General features: G+C 58.9%; 17 protein-coding genes. 7 read left to right on the forward strand and 10 right to left on the reverse strand.

Translation table 11 applies throughout. The features are described from left to right. Window positions 1-374: 374 nt before the first annotated feature. Window positions 375-1,427: an AraC family transcriptional regulator gene (locus AQ611_RS17240; protein ID WP_069235485.1), complete on the reverse strand. Its 1,053-nt coding sequence runs from the start codon at window positions 1,425-1,427 to the stop codon at window positions 375-377. 113 nt (window positions 1,428-1,540) lie between these two features. Here AQ611_RS17240 and AQ611_RS17245 point away from each other — a divergent pair, with 113 nt between their 5' ends. After that, window positions 1,541-3,574, forward strand: a complete 2,034-nt coding sequence (locus tag AQ611_RS17245; RefSeq protein WP_069235486.1) for an NADPH-dependent 2,4-dienoyl-CoA reductase — start codon at window positions 1,541-1,543, stop codon at window positions 3,572-3,574. A 118-nt stretch (window positions 3,575-3,692) separates the two neighbouring features. On the opposite strand, the gene AQ611_RS26165 is transcribed toward AQ611_RS17245, so the two are convergent. Next, the gene (locus AQ611_RS26165; RefSeq protein WP_197517149.1) at window positions 3,693-4,478 is read right to left on the reverse strand and encodes a GNAT family N-acetyltransferase; all 786 of its coding nucleotides are present in this window, start codon (window positions 4,476-4,478) and stop codon (window positions 3,693-3,695) included. Window positions 4,479-4,623: 145 nt separating this feature from the next. Here AQ611_RS26165 and cyoA point away from each other — a divergent pair, with 145 nt between their 5' ends. The 5 genes from cyoA (at window position 4,624) to AQ611_RS17275 (ending at window position 9,191) form a co-directional block, all read left to right on the forward strand. Next, a complete protein-coding gene (gene cyoA / locus AQ611_RS17255) occupies window positions 4,624-5,511 on the forward strand; it encodes a ubiquinol oxidase subunit II (RefSeq protein ID WP_069236357.1) in 888 nt (295 codons plus the stop codon). Window positions 5,512-5,514: 3 nt separating this feature from the next. After that, window positions 5,515-7,515 carry a cytochrome o ubiquinol oxidase subunit I gene (cyoB, locus tag AQ611_RS17260; RefSeq protein WP_069235488.1) on the forward strand — a complete coding sequence of 667 codons (2,001 nt, stop codon included), beginning with the start codon at window positions 5,515-5,517 and terminating at the stop codon, window positions 7,513-7,515. Beyond that, complete coding sequence (gene cyoC, locus AQ611_RS17265; protein ID WP_059515295.1) at window positions 7,515-8,129, forward strand: cytochrome o ubiquinol oxidase subunit III; 615 nt, start codon at window positions 7,515-7,517, stop codon at window positions 8,127-8,129. The genes cyoB and cyoC overlap by 1 nt, the downstream gene beginning before the upstream one ends. After that, complete coding sequence (gene cyoD, locus AQ611_RS17270; protein WP_069235489.1) at window positions 8,130-8,462, forward strand: cytochrome o ubiquinol oxidase subunit IV; 333 nt, start codon at window positions 8,130-8,132, stop codon at window positions 8,460-8,462. A 465-nt stretch (window positions 8,463-8,927) separates the two neighbouring features. After that, window positions 8,928-9,191 (forward strand): hypothetical protein, encoded by a 264-nt coding sequence (locus tag AQ611_RS17275; protein ID WP_231936060.1) that lies wholly within the window; start codon window positions 8,928-8,930, stop codon window positions 9,189-9,191. Between the two features lies 1 nt (window position 9,192). Here AQ611_RS17275 and AQ611_RS17280 read toward each other — a convergent pair whose 3' ends face one another. From AQ611_RS17280 to AQ611_RS17300, 5 genes are all read right to left on the reverse strand, one after another. Further along, the gene (locus AQ611_RS17280; RefSeq protein ID WP_069235490.1) at window positions 9,193-10,014 is read right to left on the reverse strand and encodes a hypothetical protein; all 822 of its coding nucleotides are present in this window, start codon (window positions 10,012-10,014) and stop codon (window positions 9,193-9,195) included. Continuing rightward, window positions 10,004-11,191 (reverse strand): prephenate dehydratase, encoded by a 1,188-nt coding sequence (pheA, locus tag AQ611_RS17285; protein WP_069235491.1) that lies wholly within the window; start codon window positions 11,189-11,191, stop codon window positions 10,004-10,006. The genes AQ611_RS17280 and pheA overlap by 11 nt, the downstream gene beginning before the upstream one ends. A gap of 112 nt (window positions 11,192-11,303) precedes the next feature. Next, window positions 11,304-12,404 carry a 3-deoxy-7-phosphoheptulonate synthase gene (locus tag AQ611_RS17290; RefSeq protein ID WP_082711796.1) on the reverse strand — a complete coding sequence of 367 codons (1,101 nt, stop codon included), beginning with the start codon at window positions 12,402-12,404 and terminating at the stop codon, window positions 11,304-11,306. A 72-nt stretch (window positions 12,405-12,476) separates the two neighbouring features. Further along, on the reverse strand, window positions 12,477-13,613 hold the full coding sequence (locus tag AQ611_RS17295; RefSeq protein WP_069235492.1) for an acyl-CoA dehydrogenase family protein: 1,137 nt from the start codon (window positions 13,611-13,613) through the stop codon (window positions 12,477-12,479). A 55-nt stretch (window positions 13,614-13,668) separates the two neighbouring features. Beyond that, complete coding sequence (locus AQ611_RS17300) at window positions 13,669-14,082, reverse strand: acyl-CoA thioesterase (RefSeq protein ID WP_069236358.1); 414 nt, start codon at window positions 14,080-14,082, stop codon at window positions 13,669-13,671. Between the two features lie 776 nt (window positions 14,083-14,858). Here AQ611_RS17300 and AQ611_RS17305 point away from each other — a divergent pair. Next, window positions 14,859-15,566: a TetR/AcrR family transcriptional regulator gene (locus AQ611_RS17305; protein WP_083237436.1), complete on the forward strand. Its 708-nt coding sequence runs from the start codon at window positions 14,859-14,861 to the stop codon at window positions 15,564-15,566. A 100-nt stretch (window positions 15,567-15,666) separates the two neighbouring features. Here the strand turns inward: AQ611_RS17305 and AQ611_RS17310 are convergent, their stop codons facing one another. Genes AQ611_RS17310 through AQ611_RS17320 form a run of 3 tightly spaced genes read right to left on the reverse strand, consistent with a single transcriptional unit; the run spans window position 15,667 to window position 19,024 of the window. Beyond that, on the reverse strand, window positions 15,667-16,584 hold the full coding sequence (locus tag AQ611_RS17310; protein ID WP_069235494.1) for an HpcH/HpaI aldolase/citrate lyase family protein: 918 nt from the start codon (window positions 16,582-16,584) through the stop codon (window positions 15,667-15,669). Between the two features lie 42 nt (window positions 16,585-16,626). Continuing rightward, window positions 16,627-17,433, reverse strand: coding sequence for an SDR family NAD(P)-dependent oxidoreductase (locus AQ611_RS17315; RefSeq protein ID WP_102720082.1), 807 nt, complete (start codon window positions 17,431-17,433; stop codon window positions 16,627-16,629). A 40-nt stretch (window positions 17,434-17,473) separates the two neighbouring features. Continuing rightward, on the reverse strand, window positions 17,474-19,024 hold the full coding sequence (locus tag AQ611_RS17320; RefSeq protein WP_231936061.1) for a 4-hydroxyphenylacetate 3-hydroxylase family protein: 1,551 nt from the start codon (window positions 19,022-19,024) through the stop codon (window positions 17,474-17,476). Window positions 19,025-19,400: the final 376 nt, after the last annotated feature.

Consider the following 19,400-nt stretch of genomic DNA (forward strand, 5'->3'; position numbering starts at 1 on the left):
CAATGCAGTGCGAACGTCGCCCGATAATTTGCGATGGACCGATTGGGGAAGGAACGAACCGTTAGCGCGGGTACAACTTGAACAATTCGGCGGGTGTATAGCGCGCATTGCGCACGCTGCTGCTCGAATAAGATTCTCGACCGGCTTGATTTAGTGGCCAGCCGCCGGCGCATACCAGGAAGCCCTGTATGGATGTGCTGTCATGAGCACCGACATATTGACGCACGGCGTGGGTGTGGCAAGTGCCGTATCGCCGGGGAATTGCTTGGGTAGCCGAATATTCCTGGGATGAAAAAGAAAGCAATCCGCAATAATTGACGACCGCCGATTGACAGGCTGACCGGTCTGCGCCTGGAAAACAACGCACGTCGCACTCAATAGTTGGGCGCTTGTTCGTCGCGCCGGTATGCGCTGGGTGTTTGCCCGGTCCATTTGCGGAACGCGCGCGTGAAATTTGCCGGATCGGTGAATTGCAGGCGTTCGGCGATCGTCTTCAGATCAAGGTCGGATGCGCGCAACATATGGCGTGCGTCGCGCAGCCGCGCTTCGTCAACGAGCGAGCGATAGCCGGAGCCTGCGTCGAGCAGGCGCCGCCGCAGAGTGCGCGTCGACATCAGCAGACGTTTGGCCAACTCGTCAGGGTCAGGATAGCCGCGTTCGGTCAGAACCAGCTCCGCGCGCACCCGCGCGACGAGATCGCCTTCGTCGTGACGCACGTGAGCATATTCGCGTTCGACCTGCGCGAGCGCCTGCTGATGCGCGATTTCGTCGGCAAGCGGCAGCGGCCAGTCGAGCGCGCTGCGCGCTACCCATAGCGCATTGGCTGCACAACCGAAACGCACGGGCGGTAGCCGATGGCGGTAGCGCGTGTAATAGTCCGGTTCGGGCCAGGTGAATTGCAACTCGATCGGCGGGTCCGGGCGTCCCGTGACCGTGCTCACGTTTTGCGCAATGCCGGTGAGCACGATCTCGAACATCGCATGATGCTGGAGCACCGGGCTCGGCTGGACGCCGTGCAGTGCCAGCAACATGCCGTCCTCGCGCTCCGTGTATTGCAGCCGGTATTGTCGATTGCGCATCCGAAAGTAACGCGCATTGACGGAGAGGGACGTGCGCAAATCAGCTGCGGTCAACGCCGCGTAGCCGAGAAAGCCGTGTACCGACATGCGCAGCCGCAGGCCGAGTTCGAAGCCGATGCCTTCGTCGCCGCTCAGCCGCATTGCATTCAGCACGAGCCGACCCCATTGCGATGGCGCGACGCGCGCGTTCGGCTCGTCGAGCACATCGTCGTGCAGCCCGGTGCCCGCGCGCGCGTCGCGCGGATCGATGCCGCGTTCCTCGAAGACCTTCAGCAAATGCCGCAAATAGGCGACCGGGATTGTCGGCCGCCGTAGGCCCAGATTGTCCTTGATCGTGCGTCGCACCATGATAAATGGCCAAGATTGGCCGAAAATGACAAGTATTATGGCTGTTTGCCCCCTCACGGACAAGCGGGGTTGCGCTTACGATGTGCACACAACCATTTTCCGTTCGATAGACCATGACGACCCCGTTTCCCCATTTGCTTGCTCCGCTCGATCTCGGCTTCACGACGCTGCGCAATCGCGTGCTGATGGGGTCGATGCACACTGGCCTCGAGGACAGCCGCAAGACGTTGCCGCGTCTTGCCGACTATTTCGCCGAGCGCGCGCGCGGCGGCGCCGGCCTGATCGTCACGGGCGGCTTCGCGCCGAATGTCGCCGGCTGGACGAAACCGTTCGGCGGCACGTTGTCGACGGCGGCAGCGGCACGGCGGCATCGCGTGATTCCCGACGCGGTGCATGCGCACGGCGGCAAGATCGCGCTGCAGATTCTGCATACGGGGCGCTACGGCTATCATCCGTTCGCGGTCGCACCTTCGCGCATCCAATCGCCGATTTCACCGTTCACGCCGCACGAGCTGACCGCGCGCGGCATCGAGCGGCAAATCCGCGCGTTCGTGCGCTGCGCGTCGCTTGCGCGCGAGGCGGGTTACGATGGCGTCGAGATCATGGGATCGGAAGGATATCTGATCAATCAGTTCATCTCGATGCATACCAACCATCGCAAGGACGAATGGGGCGGATCGTATGCAAACCGGATGCGCCTGCCGGTCGAGATCGTGACGCGCACGCGCGAGGCCGTCGGCCGTGACTTCATCATCATCTACCGGTTGTCGATGCTCGATTTGATTCCGGACGGTAGCAACTGGGACGAAGTCGTGATGCTCGCAAAGGCCATCGAGCGCGCGGGCGCGACGCTGATCAACACCGGGATCGGCTGGCACGAGGCGCGGGTGCCGACGATCGCGACGTCGGTGCCGCGTGGCGCGTTCGCATGGGTGACGCAAAAAATGAAAGGCGAGGTCGGCATTCCGCTCGTAACGACGAACCGGATCAACCGGCCCGAAGTCGCCGAGCGGATTCTGGCCGACGGTTGCGCGGACATGGTGTCGATGGCCCGGCCGTTTCTCGCCGACGCTGAGTTTGTGAAAAAGGCGGCCGAAGGGCGCGTCGACGAAATCAACGTCTGTATCGGCTGCAATCAGGCGTGCCTCGATCACGCGTTTAAGAATAAGGTCGCATCGTGCTTGTTGAATCCGCGTGCCTGTCACGAGACCGAGCTGAACTATGTGCGAGCGGCGAAAGCCAAGCGTATCGCGGTGATCGGTGCCGGGCCGGCGGGCCTGGCATGCGCGACGGTACTCGCGCAGCGCGGACATCACGTCGATTTGTTCGATGCGGCGGCCGAGATCGGGGGGCAGTTCAACATGGCCAAGCGGATTCCGGGCAAGGAGGAATTCCACGAGGCACTGCGTTATTTCGGACGGCAGATCGAATTGACCGGGGTGGTGTTGCATTTGAATCGACGTATCGCGCCGGCCGAGCTGATCGCCGCGAAATACGATGAAGTCATACTCGCGACCGGTGTGACGCCGCGCGATCCGCGCATCCCAGGCCAGGATCATCCGAAAGTGCTGACCTATATCGACGTGCTTGCGCGTAACAAACCGGTCGGTGAGCGTGTCGCGGTGGTGGGCGCAGGTGGGATCGGCTTCGACGTATCCGAGTTTCTCGTTCAGGATGGCGAATCGCCAGCGCTCGATCTCGATGCATGGAAGGCCGAATGGGGCGTCACCGATCCCGCGCTCGAGCGTGGCGGCGTGACGCGCGCGCGGGTGTCGCCGCCCGCGCGCCGCGTCACGCTGTTACAACGCAAGGCAACCGGGCTCGGCAAGGGGCTGGGCAAGACGACCGGCTGGATTCATCGTGCAACGCTGAAGATGAAGGGTGTAGAGATGATCGGCGGCGTGAACTATGAATTGATCGATGATGCGGGGCTGCATGTGACGTTTGGTGAAGCGCGCAAGGATCGGACCGTGATCGAGGTGGACACGATCGTGCTATGCACGGGACAGGAATCGGATCGCTCGCTGTATGAGCCGCTGAAGGCCGCGGGCGTGCCGGTGCACCTGATCGGCGGCGCGGAGTTGGCATCGGAGCTTGATGCGAAGCGCGCGATCGATCAAGGCTCGCGGATCGCGGCAAGGCTTTGAGCACGGTGCGTCGTGCTTTCTTTCGGATGCCGCATGCCAACGAGGTGCATCAGTAGCGAATCAAAAAAATTTTGTTGAGATCGTTTAGTGTTTTTCTAATGCCGGTGAGTGGAAAGGCTTAAACGAAAGTCTTTTCGCTATACCGTTTCTGGAGAAAGTACCGGGTATGTCCTAACGGGAAGTCGGGCAGTTCACCAAAAACCGTGAACCCGAACCGTTCGTAAATTCTCTTGGCATCGAGATTGAAGGTGTCGATCCAAGCCGCGTGGCATCCTCGCTCTATAGCGATTTGCTCGGCACGTTCCAATAAATCAAAGGCGTATCCTTGACCACGAGCACTTTCTGCTATGTAAAGCCATTTGATAAACAGCCATCCCCACGCGGTGTGACCGATCAGCCCACCAGCATGACCGTCCGCCCCCTCTATAGATAGAGCAAGATTCTTGAGGTTTGACGGACCTTTGGTTCTAGCGTTGAACTCGGACAATCCTTCGCCAACAAGTTCGGAGAGCGATAAGGGTATTTCGTCAAATACGGTCAGGCGGCTTTTCATAGTACCTATCCCGATAGAAATAATTGTTGCCTCGTAGAACTGTCTCGCGAAGCTGATTGTATTGCAACGCGTCGGCATCCGCCTGGGTGTAATCAGCCCCCTTCTTTTCTCTCCCTTTCCACCAAGCGCCACCTGAAACGACGTCGCAGGTACGACCGTTCGGACGGTCCTGTGAGATTTCGTGTCGAGTGTGATGTTCCCTGCGTCGGCATGCCATACGGTTGTATGAAGACGGATGCGATTTCCGCATACGGCAACGTAGTAAACGTAACGTTGCGCGACACCGCTCTGAAGTGCTTTCGCCACCCGTGAATCAGCGATGGAGCGCGCATTCAAAAACGTATGCGTCAACGTGTCACATCTTGGAATTCGTAAAGGTGATTTTCACGGAAGACGGATGCATGTCTAATTCGAGCACCGTATGATGCGGCCAATTCCGCGCATCGGACGTGCGCTCGCGCATTCGGAGTATCTATGCATCAATTAGGCAAATATGATGAAAAGAAAGGCTTTTAGAAGCTTATTGTTTTTCCTGGGAGTCGGGCTGACCGTTGCTCTCTCAGGATGCGATCTCGACGTGTTGAATCCGAAGGGCAGTGTCGGCGCGGCGGAGAAAGCGCTGATTGCAACGTCGACGTGGGCGATGCTGATCGTTGTGGTGCCGGTAATTTTCTTGACGCTGTTCTTTGCATGGCGCTATCGCGCATCGAACCGCAATGCGACCTATGCGCCGAAGTGGGCGCATTCGACCGCGATTGAAGTGGTGATCTGGACGGTGCCGACGCTGATCATTCTGTTCCTCGGCGTGCTGACTTGGAAGACCACGCACGAGCTGGACCCATACCGGCCGCTCGAATCGCAGGTCAAGCCGATCAATGTCGAGGTCGTTGCCCTCGACTGGAAGTGGCTGTTCGTCTATCCCGATCTCGGCATTGCGTCGGTCAACCAGTTGGCGGTTCCAGTTGGTGCGCCGATCAATCTGCGGATCACGTCCGATGCGGTAATGAATTCTTTCTTCATTCCGCAGCTCGGCACGCAAGTCTATGCGATGGCGGGGATGCAAACGCGGCTGCATTTAATCGCCGATGCACCCGGCGATTTCGCCGGGATGTCGGCGAATTACAGCGGCCGGGGCTTTTCCGACATGAAATTCCGCACGCTCGCGACACCGCAGGATGCATTCGACGCGTGGGTTGCCAAGGTGCGCGCGTCGTCGAACCATCTGGACATGACGGCATACAGCCAACTCGCGCAACCGAGCGAGAAGGAGCCGGTGCGCTACTACTCGACAGTGGACGTGCGGCTGTTTAACAACATCATCGCGAAGTACAACAACGGTCACGTCCTCGATTTGAAGGATGCGGCTTGCGGAACGAAGGGGTAACGCATGTTCGGCAAACTGACACTTTCGGCGATCCCGTTCGATCAGCCGATCATCATGAGCGCGGGCGCCTTCATGGGCTTGGTCGTGCTGGGCATACTCGGCACGCTGACGGTGACCGGCCGCTGGAAATGGCTGTGGACCGAATGGCTGACCACGGTCGATCACAAGAAACTCGGTGTGATGTATATCATCGTCGCGCTGATCATGCTGTTGCGCGGCTTCGCCGACGCGATCATGATGCGCATGCAGCTTGCGCTCGCGTATCATGCGCCTGGCTATCTGCCGCCGCATCACTATGACCAGATCTTCACCGCGCATGGCGTCATCATGATCTTCTTCATGGCGATGGCGTTCATGGTCGGTCTGATGAACATCATCGTGCCGCTGCAGATCGGTGCGCGCGATGTCGCGTTTCCGTTCATCAATTCGTTGAGCTTTTGGCTGACGGCGGTCGGCGCGATCCTGATCAACATCTCGCTTGTCGTCGGGGAATTCGCGCAAACGGGCTGGCTCGCCTATCCTCCGTTGTCCGAACTACAATTCAGTCCGGGCGTGGGTGTCGACTACTATTTGTGGGCGTTGCAGATATCCGGCGTCGGGACGTTGCTGACGGGCGTCAATTTTTTCGTGACGATCCTGAAGATGCGCGCACCCGGTATGTCGCTGATGAAGATGCCGGTGTTCACATGGACGGCGTTGTGCACGAACGTGCTGATCATGGCATCGTTCCCGATCTTGACGGCGACACTTGCGCTGCTCGGCCTCGACCGCTATCTCGGCATGCACTTTTTTACGAACGATGCCGGCGGCAACGCCATGCTGTACCTGAACCTGATTTGGGCTTGGGGACACCCCGAGGTGTACATCCTGATCCTGCCTGCGTTCGGAATCTTCTCGGAGGTCGTTGCGACTTACGCGAAAAAACCGTTGTTCGGCTACAAGACGATGGTCTACGCGAGCTGCGCGATCATGGTGCTGTCGTTTCTCGTGTGGCTGCATCATTTCTTCACGATGGGCTCGGGCGCGAACGTCAACGCGTTCTTCGGGATCATGACGATGATCATTGCAATTCCGACCGGCGTGAAGGTATTCAACTGGCTGTTTACGATCTATCGCGGCCGGCTTGAATTCTCGACGCCGATTCTCTGGACGATCGGTTTCATGGTGACGTTCACGCTCGGCGGGATGACAGGCGTGATGATGGCGATTCCAGGTGCGGACTTCGTGCTGCACAACAGCCTGTTCCTGATTGCGCACTTTCATAACGTGATCATCGGCGGCGTGCTGTTCGGCTATCTCGCGGGCTTTAACTACTGGTTCCCGAAAGTGTTCGGCTTCAAGCTGAACGAAAAGCTTGGCAAAGCGTCGTTCTGGTTCTGGCAGGTCGGCTTCTATGTTGCGTTCGTGCCGCTCTACGTACTCGGCTTCATGGGCATGACGCGCCGCCTGAACCATTACGACAATCCCGCTTGGCATCCTTGGCTGATCGTCGCGGCGGCGGGCGCCGTGCTGATCGCGATCGGCATCGCGTGCCAGTTGCTGCAACTCGTCGTCAGTATCCGCGATCGTCATCTGCCGGAGAACCGCGATTTGACGGGCGACCCATGGGATGGCCGCACGCTCGAATGGGCGATGTCGTCGCCGCCGCCGGCCTACAATTTCGCGACGATTCCGGTCGTGCACGAACTCGACGAATATGCGTATCGCAAGGAGCGCGGCCTCGGTATCGGCAAGCAATCGGAATATCGCGACATCCATATGCCGTCGAATACGAGTGCTGGCTTGTTCGTCGGGTTGTTCAGCTTGGTGCTCGGTTTTGCCGCGGTGTGGCACATCTGGTGGCTCGCGATTGCCGGTCTAGTCGGCGTCGTCGCAACGGTGATCGTCTATAGCTCGAACGATAACGAAGGCTATTACATTCCGGCCGACGAGGTGCGCGAGATCGAGGCGTTGGGCGGTGCACGCAAGATGCGGCCGGTGAACGTCGAACTGGAGACCAACTGATGGCATATCTATCCTTGAGCGCGGCAGAGCACGCCAATGCGCACGACCACGATCATCCGCCGTCTCATTCTGTATTCGGCTTCTGGCTGTATCTGATGACGGATTGCGTGATCTTTGCCGCGCTGTTCGCGGTGTTTGCGGTGCTCGGCCGGCAGTATGCGGGCGGCCCGAGCGCGGCCGATTTGTTCGACATTCCCGGCGTGGCGGTGGAGACAGCGCTACTGCTCGTCAGCAGCATCACATACGGGTTGGCGATGATCGGTGCGCAACGTGGACGACGCGGTGCGCTGTTCGGTTGGCTGGCCATCACGTTCTTGCTCGGCGCGGGGTTTCTCGTGCTGGAGCTGCGCGAATTCTCGCATCTGATTGGGCAAGGCGCGGGGCCGCAGCGCAGCGCGTTCCTGTCGTCGTTCTTCACGCTGGTCGGCACGCACGGCCTGCACGTTGCCACCGGCTTGCTGTGGATGGCCGTGCTCGCATTTCAGGCGCTGCGCCGCCCAGCGTTGACCGAGCGGGATATCCGCCGGCTTACCTGCTTGAGCCTGTTCTGGCACTTCCTCGACATCGTCTGGATTTGCGTCTTTACCTTCGTTTATCTCGCGAGCGTGATCTAAATGGCTGATTCGCATCTTTCTCACGACGGCGAAGCGCACGGTACCGTGGGCGGTTATATCACCGGATTTATTCTATCGATTGTATTGACGGCTGCATCGTTCGGGCTCGTGCTGAGCGGTGCGCTGCCGCCACGCGAATCGATTGTCGCGCTTGCGGCGCTTGCGTTCGTGCAGATCGTCGTTCATTTGATTTATTTTCTGCATATGAATGCGTCGTCGAGCCAGCGCTGGAATGTGGTGGCGTTCAGTTATACGGTGGTGACCGTAGGAATCCTGATCATTGGCTCGATGTGGGTCATGCATAACGTCAGTATGAACATGATGTCGCGTTGAGCGATATTGCTGCGTCGCACAGCGGTTCTGCATGAGCCGCACATGGGCAGCTGCTGCCGGCCAGCGCCGGGGCAGCTGCCCATTTTTTTGCCAGGCTCACATCGGCAGTCGCACAAGACCGTAGCCGTGCGGCCGGTTTGGGGCTAACCGACATTCGGAAACCGTGGTCGCCGAACCGAATTCGCAGCGGTTTCGATCCACCGCGTATCGTTCGCGCTCCAGTGAAGCGCTGCCCGCTTTCCGAGTTAATTCGACCAGACAGTCTCCAGCATCGCTCAGCAGATGCATTCGATAATGGGTATGAATCCTTTCCTGGAAAGAAAGGAGGGTTGATTTTTTCGGATTGTTGATGAATTTTTTATTAAATCGATTTCTTCGGTATGGTCGCAAACGATACCGATATTGCGTATCGGGAAGCCGTGTATGTGCTTTGCTGCTTATCCGTGGCACACGAGTTTCGTGACGATGTGCGTGCTCGCCGTATTTTTAGGGCTTGCGCTCGGTACGGCGCAACCGAATCTTCTCGCGCTGGTTCATGACGTCGCGGCGCAACGGGATGTCGGGCGGGTGATCGGTTTGCGGACGATTTTGCAGAATGTCGGGGCGTCGCTGTGGCCTTTGTGTTTCGGCGCGCTCGGCCAGCCTGTCATCGGCTTGGTGTTGCCGGGCGCGGGCATCATATTTTTATTGGCCGGCATGCGGTTTTCGTTGACGCGAGCGCGTCCTTGAATCAGAGCCGCGAGCGCAATGAGAATGCCGAACGCGTGAATGCCGTAACCCAACGCGTCGTCACTGCATTGGCGATTTCGTCGAGCAGTGCCTCGACGGCGTCGACCTGCCATGCGTGTGCGTCTGACGGCGCAAGTCCCGCAGATGCCGTTGGCCCCAGTGCAATGCCGCACGGCGCTCGCTCGCTCGTCACAAGTTCGCCGACGGCCCGATGCGCCTGTTTTGCAATGGTCGCGCTAGTCATCGCTTCGATTGCGCTCAAATCAATCACCGAACGTGACAAGTCACCGACGTCGAGATGCGCCGCCGCGGCCAACTGCTCGGCGCTCGCGTCCGGCCTGAACGGCAGCAGCCAACCGACCTGGCGCGACGCACAGAGCGCCTCGAGAAAGGTTGGCGGCGCGCTCGATCCCGTGCCGTCCGATTCCTGCGGCGGCTCGCATAGCGTCCAGGTCGAAACCGTTGCTGTGTCGGCTTGCGTGCCGTTATGCATGCGTCCGATCTGCGCGGCGAGCGGACAGTGCACATCGGACGCGGGCCAGACGATTTCGCCCGTGCCTGTTGAATCCCGCCGTAGTGGCCAACTGCTGGCTCCTAATGCGGCTGGATCGCCCGTTACGCTGCATGGCCTGTTCGGCGGCGAGTAGAGCAATAGCAGTTCGAGTTCGTCTGCATAGCTTTCTCGCACGCGGGCGAACCATCGCAACGCATCCTTGTCGCGCAACAAGGCCGGGCAGGCGCGCAGCATGACGATCGCACGCGTGTCATAGCCAGTGAAGATCGCGTTCACGCGTCGCGCGGTCCGTTCAAATTCAGTTTGCATGAGAGGAATCCTGATTGATTGCGTGCAGCGCGACAGGAATTTTGATTCCGTGTTGCGCGTGCTGTTCGCCGAATCCGGCCGTCGCCGCATATGCGCCCAGCACGCGCAGCGACGTGACGACGGTACGTAGTTCGTGCAACGCGTAGAGCAGGTCGGGGTGATGTCGGCAGCAGCCGATTTCGATGAAAAACCGGTAAGCCCAAAGTTCGCTTTTGAGCGGCCGGGAATCGATGCGCGTGATGGCGATGCAACGCGCCGCGAACGGAGTGAGACAGCGCAAGAGCGCGCCTGTGTCGTTTTCAAGCTCAACGGCGATGAGTGTGCGCTCGTCGTCGCGTGGCGCAGCAGCTTGCTTGCCTATGATCGAAAACCGCGTGCTGTTGAGCCGCTCGTCCTGAATATCGGCTGCAAGCACTGTCAGCGCATAGCGCGCGGCCGCGCGGCGGCTGGCTATCGCGGCCGTGCCCGGCGTGGTGCTTGCCAACTGCGCCGCGTGCGCATTGCTGGCCGCGAGCGTGCGCTCGACGTGCGGCAGATTCGTATCGAGCCAACGGCGGCATTGTCCGAGCGCCTGCGGATGCGCGATGACGCTCGTAATGTCATCCATCCGACCATCGGCCGACATCAGGCAATGCGAGATCGGCAGCGCGACCTCGGCGAATATCTGCATCGATTTGTCGAATACGAGATCGAGCGTGCGCATGATGGTCCCTTCGGTGGAATTCTCGATCGGAACCACACCATAGCGGGCCGAGCCTGCGTCGATCGCGTAAAACACGGCATCGACACTGTCGCACGGCAGCGCTTGCACGCTATGACCGAAATGCGTGTGCATCGCGTCTTCGGTATAGGTGCCGGCCGGCCCGAGAAACGCAACCGTCGGCCCTTCCTGCAACGTGCGGCTAATGCGAAAGATCTCGGTCCAGATCGCGCGCACGTGTGAATGCGCAAGCGGCCCCGAGCTGCACTCGTCGAGCGAGGCCAGGATTTCCTGTTCGCGCGCAGGCTGGTGCACGCGCTCGCCCATCGAGCGCTTTGCATGGCCGATCGCTTGTGCGTGATCGAGCCGTTTGTTCAGCAATGCGATCAATCGTTCATCAATGGACATGATGGCGGTGCGATGCCGAGCGATCTCGTCGTTCGGCGTCGGCGCGCGCCCAATGGATAGGTCGGTCATTTCGCGCTCCGTTCGGTGAAAGCACGCCGCATCAATGGCCTCGTCCGCGGCCGGACAAGGCCGCACGGATGCGATGCGGCGCGCGTATGACGTCCGTGTTCGGGTCTGCCGTTCATGCCGCCGCGAAGCGGACGACCGACGCAGCGTCTTCGAGCATGCGCACGAGGCGTCGCTCGCGAACGGCATGTGCGAGCTTGTCGAGGCAATGCACGGTGTCGCTCCAGCCGATGCAGCTATCCGTGATGCTTTGGCCGTAGACGAGCGGCTTGCCCGGTTCGACGTCCTGACGTCCTTCGACGAGATTGGATTCGATCATCACCCCTGCGATTCGGTCGTCGCCGAAGCCAAGCTGCGCGGCGAGACTGTCGCAAACGAGCAATTGATTTTCGTGACGTTTGCCGCTGTTGCCGTGACTCGCATCGACGACGACACGGGCGAGCAAGCCGGCAGCCTTCAGAGCGCTCACGGCCGTATCGATGCTGCATGCGTCGTAGTTGGGCTGCTTGCCGCCGCGCAGCACGAGATGGCAATCGCGATTGCCCGCGCTCGTCACCTTTGCCAGCTCACCGTCGCTGTCGACTGCAAGGAAGCGATGCGGTTGATTGGCGGCGCGGATCGCATCGATCGCTACTTGCACGCTGCCTTCAGTGCTGTTCTTAAAGCCGACCGGACATGGCAGGCCCGATACGAGCTCGCGGTGTACCTGAGACTGCGTGGTGCGCGCGCCGATGGCGCCCCAGCTGACGAGATCCGACAAGTAGGCAGGCGTGGTCAAATCGAGGAACTCGACTGCGATCGGCAACCCCATGCCGGTGATGTCTAGCATGAGTTGGCGCGCCGTTTGCAACCCTCGTTCGATCTCGAAGCTGCCGTCGAGCAACGGATCGTTAATGAGCCCCTTCCAGCCGATCGTGGTGCGAGGCTTCTCGAAGTAGACGCGCATCACAAGCTCAATGTCGTCGGCCAACTGTCGCCGCTCGTCGACGAGATGCTCGGCGAATTCGAGCGCAGCGTGCGGATCGTGCACCGAACAAGGGCCGACGATCGTGAGCAGCCGATCGCTTGCGCCATGCAGGATTTCCGCTATTGCACGTCGCGATTCGATTACGCATTGGCGCTGGCGTGTGCCACGCGGCAAGATTTCTTTCAGCATGGCGGGCTTGACGATTTTCGTCGCGGTTACCGCTTCTCGATCTCTGAGCGCTAGAGACATGTTCTGCTCCTGAAGTTCGACGCGTGATCGATATGAGCGGCGGCGTACCTGCCGCCGCTCACAAACATCGGATCACGCGGCCAGACGCTGCATCTGGTTGAAAATATTCTTGCGATGCATTTCCTCTGTGCCGCCGACGCTGGCGAAACCCAGCGCGTTTCTCATCAGTTCGGTAACCTTACCGTTGTGATAGCCGAGGCTGCCGTAGAGCTTGACGAGACTTGTCGCGGCGTTGATCAGATCCTCCGCGCCGACGAGCTTCGCGATCGAGCACGACAGCAGCGCTTCGCGATGTCCGTCCAGCAATTGCGAGAGCGCTCCATACGCGAGCCAGCGCGAGCGTTCCATGCCGATACGGATATCGACGATGCGCTTTTGCACGTACTGGTGTTGGTCGATCGTGCTCTTGAAGCTGTCACGATGCGCGGCGTACTGTTGCGCGTCGCGCAGCGCGGGCTCGGCTAAATGCGCGGCGACGAGACCGTAATACAAGCGTCCCAGCGAGATGATGTCGATCAATGTGCCGAGCCCGCGGCCAGGTATGCCCAACACCTGCGACTTGCGCACTGGGACGTCTTCGAAATGCAGCGCGCCGGTGGGTAGATTGCGATTGCCGAGCTTGTCGTCGATGCGGCCCGGCGTGAAGCCCGGCACGCCTTTGTCGAGCAGCACCAGCGTGATGTTGTTCGTATCCGCGTCGCCCGCGCGGCAGACGATCAGCGCGAAGTCCATGATCGGTGCATGTGCGATGTTGAACTTGTTGCCGTTCAGGCGATACTCGCCGCCAACCTCTGTCAGCGAAGTGTTGATGCTGCGCACGTCGGTGCCAGTGGTCAACTCCGCGATGCCTGTTGCGCTGACTTCTCCGCGCAGGATTGCATCGAGATAGCGGCTTTGCTGATCCGGTGTGCCATGCCGTGCGAGCGCGCGCACCATGCCGGCTTGCGCGATTACCGATAGCAACAGTTCCGGCGTGACGATCGTCGACGACAAGCCTTCCAGCGCCGCCGTGAAACTCCACCAATTCTCGTTGCTGGCGGGACAGTCTGCCGGCACGATCAAACGCCAGAGTCCTTCGTCGCGCAATCTGTTCCAGCCGTCATAGTCGAATCCTTCCGCTCGCTTGGCCGCTGCGCGCGCGATTTCGCCGCCGATCGCTGCGTACTGGTGGCGAATGGCCAATTGCTCAGCCGTCCAATTGAAATGCATATGCTCCTCTTTGCTCCCGTTTGATTAGCATCGCCGCACCGCAGGCTACGGTCGTTCAGCGTGTCTGATAAGACTGAACCTGATTCTTGAAGTCTTCAGGAACGACGGTGGTACAGTTTTTTTCGTAATCGAACATCACGTGTGTCGACGATCCCCTTGCAACGATCGAGTTCTGTTCGTCGTCGCGGCGCATCAGATGCTCCATTTCGAAGCTTTTTGTACCGAACTTGATCACGCGACTCTCGATCGACAATGCATCGCCGAAGAATGCCGGCTGCACGTATTCGCAAGAAGTCTTGACCATGATGTGCGGAAGCTTTTGGTTGCGAGGTAACTTGAGCAAATCGAACATATAGCTCAAGTAGGCGTGCTGCAAATAATCGTAGTACACAGGACTGCTGACATGACCCATCGAGTCCGTATCCCGATATTTAACCTCGATATGTGTCGTATAGCCGGTTTCGCTCATGGTTGTCTCGTATTGATATTTGATGAGAAATTCACGCGGACCCATTTTTGAATCGGGCGTGATTGCGAGTGGTGCTTAAAATATGCGATGCACCTGTCGCGCATGGTATGGAGTTGGCATGCTGTCAGCAACTCGCATTTGCCGCGTGTGAATTTCTATTGCCTCATTCGGCCTCGGGCAATCGTTAGGTATGCTCCGCATCACGCCGATCCTTCGAAATCCGTGTTGTGTTTCAGATAGTTATGAGTATTCCGTCGGCCGTCGTGTGTGTTGGCAGGTGTTTATCAGCGATGGCCTGAACATGCGCCGTGTGTTCGCACAAAGGTTTATGCTGCTCCGGAAAAGCATTGATCGAAATTTTTGCTCGCATTTGATTTTGGCGGTTTTATTAATTTAATATTGTCATACAAATTATAAGACGGTGCGATACGCCGACTTTTATGAGCATGGATAACATCGGAGATACGCGCAAAATATTGGATCGGTGACTTAATTTTTTATCAATGGATCGACCGTCTCTTTGCGCTACAATATGATCAGCTACACATCATGCTCGTGTGCCGAGAGCCGGGCGCGTAACTGACATAACTACACAAAATTAATGCTATTGCGAACTATAAAATGACGATATTTTTATCGCATATTTGACGGTTTTTCTATTCGGAAATCGAGGCCGCTCACGATCCGTCAACGCAAATCCGTGATGCAGGTCACCAAATGGGTTTGGAGTCCTTTCTCGCTTTAATTAGCGGGTGCATTTTGTCAGGAGCATCTTCATGAGAGAATTTCCTCAACCGCGCAAGCGCCCGAGGCAGGCAAGATCCGCACAGACGGTCGAACTGATTCTCGAGGCGACTGCCCAGCTTTTAGCCGAGCGTGGCTATGCCTGTATGACAACGAATATGGTGGCCGAACGCGCCGGCGTGAGCGTTGGTTCGGTCTACCAATATTTTCCGAATAAGAGTTCGCTGGTTGCCGCGTTGCACGAGCGGCATGCCGTTCAGATGCGCAATGCGATCGAGCGATGTGTTGCTGCTCGATCGAGTGATCTCGAGCACAGCATTGAAGCCATCGTGCGTGCGATGATGGCGGAACACGAGAGCGCTCCTGCGTTGCATCAGGTGCTTGAACAGGAATTCCGCTTCTTCGACACGCCGGTCGCCGACAGTCCTGCCGACACTCAAATCCTGTGCTGTTTGCGCACGCTGCTCGAAAAACACCAGCACGAGATTACCGCCATCGATTTCGATCTTGCCGCATGGACCTTGCTTCAGGTCGCGCAATCGCTGGTGCATGCGGCCGTGATCGACCCTCCGTGGCAATTCGCGTCCGATGAGATCGAACGTTCGATCGTGCGCATCATCCTCGGGTTTCTTAGGTACACCCCGGTTGATCGCGCCGGCGACACCGTGCGCCCGTTTCTCGGCGATCGGCGTCAAGATGCGATGACGGCCGCTCGGCAGTTGCGCGCCGAAGCGAGCTGATTCGCGTTCGTTCCGCCTCGGCCGCTCGCGCCCGCGAGCGGCCGCCAAACCGACTTCGACGCTGGACATGCGGCAATTGCCGGATACCCGGCACCCTTCGTCAACCGCGCATAATCGCCCGCGATGCGGCGCGCTCCGACAACTGCGCGTGGCGTGCAACCAACCGCCGCGCCGACGCATAGCTCGGCCGCTCGACGACGAGTCCGTCCACTTCCGCACGCACCATGCCCGCACTTAGCGATGTCTCGAACGCTTCAATCTGTCGACGGGCGAGCGAAATTTTTTCGTCCGATGGCGTGAATCCGCGGTTCGTCAGCGAGACGAGATGCGCGTTCACCACGGCCTTCGAGTTGTATCCGATCGAGCGTGCCCAGAGCATGTCGGCGCTGGCGCCCGCTTCGTCCGAGAATGTATAAGGCGAATCGATCGCGAGTACGCCGGCCGCTGCACATTCGAGTAGGAAGCGCGCGCGCGGATGAAACAATTCCGTGCCTTCTCGGGAACGATCTGCGCCGAGATCGACGACCATATCTTCGGTGCCGACGAGCATCGCATGCACGCGGGCGCTTGCGTGCGCGATCGGGATTGCATTGACGATACCGAGCGCGCTTTCGATATTCGGCACGATTGCCGTTGAGCCGATCGGAATGCCGAGGCGGTGTTCCCATTTGCAGATTTCGGCATCGAGCGATTCGACCTGTTCCGTCGTCTCGACCTTCGACATCATGACGACGGCCGGTAACGCTGGCATTACGCCCTCGAGATCCTCGAGCCCGCAGGTGGTGAACGGATTGATTCGCACGCCCGGTATCGCGCCTTGCCGCCGCCAATGCTCCATCGCATCGCGGGCGTAACCGCGTGCGGCAGCGCGCAGATCGTTCGGTGTGAAATCCTCGAGTTCTTGAATCACGACATCGGCGCCGGTTATGCCGGCATCCCGAAGCGCTTGCTGATCCGCACCCGCGACGAAGTACCACGTGCGCATCAGCGAAAAGGGATTATCAGTGGAAATAGCCATCTATGCTCCGGAATGGAAGACATGCGAACCATACATAGGATTTCAAAGCATCGTGAGCCCGCCGTCGACGGGCAGCGTCGTGCCGGTGACGAACGACGAATGCTTTGAGAGGAACCATGTGACAGCCTCCGCGGCCTCGGACGCGCTGCCTTCACGGTGCAGCGCCGTCATGCCGCGAAAACGTTCGATTTGTCCGGCTGTTTTCGCGGTCCGATCGAGCATCGGCGTGCGAATCACAGCCGGCGCGATGCAATTGACTGTGATGCCGAGCGGCCCCAGCTCGCGTGCGAGTGTCTTCGTCATCGAAATCACGCCGCCCTTGCTTGCCGCATAGGCGACGGTGCCGGCGAGGCCGCCACCGCGAATGCCCGCGACGCTAGATACGGTGCAGATACGCGAGCCGGCTTGCATAGATGCCGCTGCCTCGCGGATGGCGAGAAACGTGCCGAGCACGTTGACGTTCATCACGGTGACGAATCGTTCCGTCGACAGCTTCGACCATTCCGTCGTATCGACAACGCCCGCACACGTGGCGAGCGCATCGATGCGTCCGCGCCAACGCATGATTTGCGCGAATGCATCGACGATCGCGCTTTCGTCGCAGACGTCGACGCAAAACGATCGATGACGTCCCCCGATATCGCCGAGTAAATCGTCGAGTGCGGCTCGATCGCGATCGATGCAGGCCACGTCGTATCCTTGGCGGTCCAAAGCGCGCACGCTCGCGGCTCCGATACCGCTTGCGGCGCCTGTTACGACAGCGACTTCCCGTTCTCTATCGTGCACGGCCCAATTCCTCATATTCCGATCGGCGGCATCACGTGCCGATTGTTGACGTGCGTACGACATTGCGCCGCGCACACGTTCGAGAAGATAAACAGAGTCTCGATCAGCCGGTGGCTGATGCGTGGCGCAGATCGGAGGCTCGCCATCCGTCGAGATCGTATTCGTTGAGGCACTGATCGACGAACGCGGTCATCTTTTCAGTGCGTCCGCTGCCGCGCGCCACGTTCAACGTGTCGAGACGACTTTTTTCGTAGCTGCCCGAATAGTTGATCTCATAGAGTTCGTGCCGCGACGCGAATTCGGAGCCGGTCGCATCCCATAGCAGTTTCATCAGCTTCACACGCTCGACGGCATCGACGCCGTCGGCGCCGCGCACGTAGCGATCGAGATACGAACGTTCATCGGCCTGACGGAAATCGTCTGCGTGCGCAGGCAGATAGATGAGCGAACTCGCCACAGTCTTGCGGATCAGATTGATCAATCGGCTATATGAATCTGCCGCGAGCGCCCGATAAGCGAGCGCCGATTCCGTGTCGGGCAGCACGAAGTCGCCTTTCCACGGCTCCACGCGCCAGGCCATCGAATCGGACAAGCCCCAGAGCATGTGGCGCAGCGCGATGGCTTCGCCAACCGCGCCTTGTACGCCTTGGAATTGGCTGGTGCCGGTCATTTCAACCGCCTTGATGAACAGGCCGCATATGAAATCGAACTTGACCGCAAGACGCGTACAGCCGTGCATCAGCGTGCGGCCGAAGAAGCCGGAATGCTCGACGAAGCGGTTCGATTGCTCGACGCCGTACATGAATACGTCTTCCCACGGCACGAATACTCGATCGAAGACGAGGATCGAGTCGTTCTCGTCCATGCGGCTCGATAGCGGGTGATCGAACGGCGTGCCCGTGCGCGATGCATTGAGTTCATACGACTGGCGACAAATCAGCTTCACGCCCTTCGCATTCGTCGGGACCATGAACACAGGCGAGAATTTCTTGTCGCGATAGACGACGTTGTAGTGTGCGACGAACGTGTAGTGCGTGAGCGCTGCGCCTGTTGCGACGACTTTGGCGCCGCTGATGATGAGGCCGCCATCGGTTTCCTCGTCCACGTGCACGAAGACATCGGAGTGATTCGGGTCTTTGTGCCGGTCGACCGGCGGATTCACCACGGCATGGTTGATGAACGGCAGGCGCTTGCGCGTAAGGTCATACCAGCGCTGGGCGTTGTGTTGAAATTCGCCGTAGAGTTCACGGTTTGCGCCGAACGTGCCGATCCACGCTGCCTTGAAATCGGGCGTGCGCCCCATCCAACCGTAATTGAGGCGTGCGGTTTCTGCAATTGCATCGCGTGCGGCCAATTGTTCCTCGGCCGAACGCGGCGCCTGGAAGAACCGGTGACAGCGAAAGCCACTGCCGTCGTCCATCGGAATCGTCAGAATTTCACGGCGGGATTCGTCGTGAATCGCATCGTAAAAGCGAGCGATCATCCTGGCCGAGTTTCTGAACGCCGGATGATGAGCCACGTTCTTGACGCGCTCGCCATTGAGCCAGACTTCGCGATCGTCATTCAGGCTCGCGAGATATTCGTCGCCTGTGTATATGACGATGTCGCTTGCCTGTGCGTCGGAACCCGGCAGGCAAATCGAATCGTTTTTCAAGCACTCCTCCTCGAATGAATGTTTCGTCAACCATATACAGTCGTGACGAAGCAGCGCCGAATGAAAGGCGCAATGAACGACTTGCATGGAAATAGCAACGGCGCGCAGCACATGACTGACACTGCCTGCATCGAGTCCGCGGTCTTGTGCCGATGATCTCGATTCAGTGACGATTGCTTGGTAAGAAATATTATGTTCGACGAATTGCAGTGTATTTATGCAAAGCAGATTGAGCAACTCGCATTTTGAGAAATCGTGATGATCGCGGCACAGTGGCCGTGTTTTCCCTGTCTATATGGTTCGTACGCGTTGACGAAGCAAATGATTGGTGACGAATGAAGGGAGCGATGTTCCGTATCCGCACTAAACAGCCGAC

Source organism: Burkholderia singularis, assembly GCF_001718875.1.
GTDB lineage: Bacteria > Pseudomonadota > Gammaproteobacteria > Burkholderiales > Burkholderiaceae > Burkholderia > Burkholderia singularis.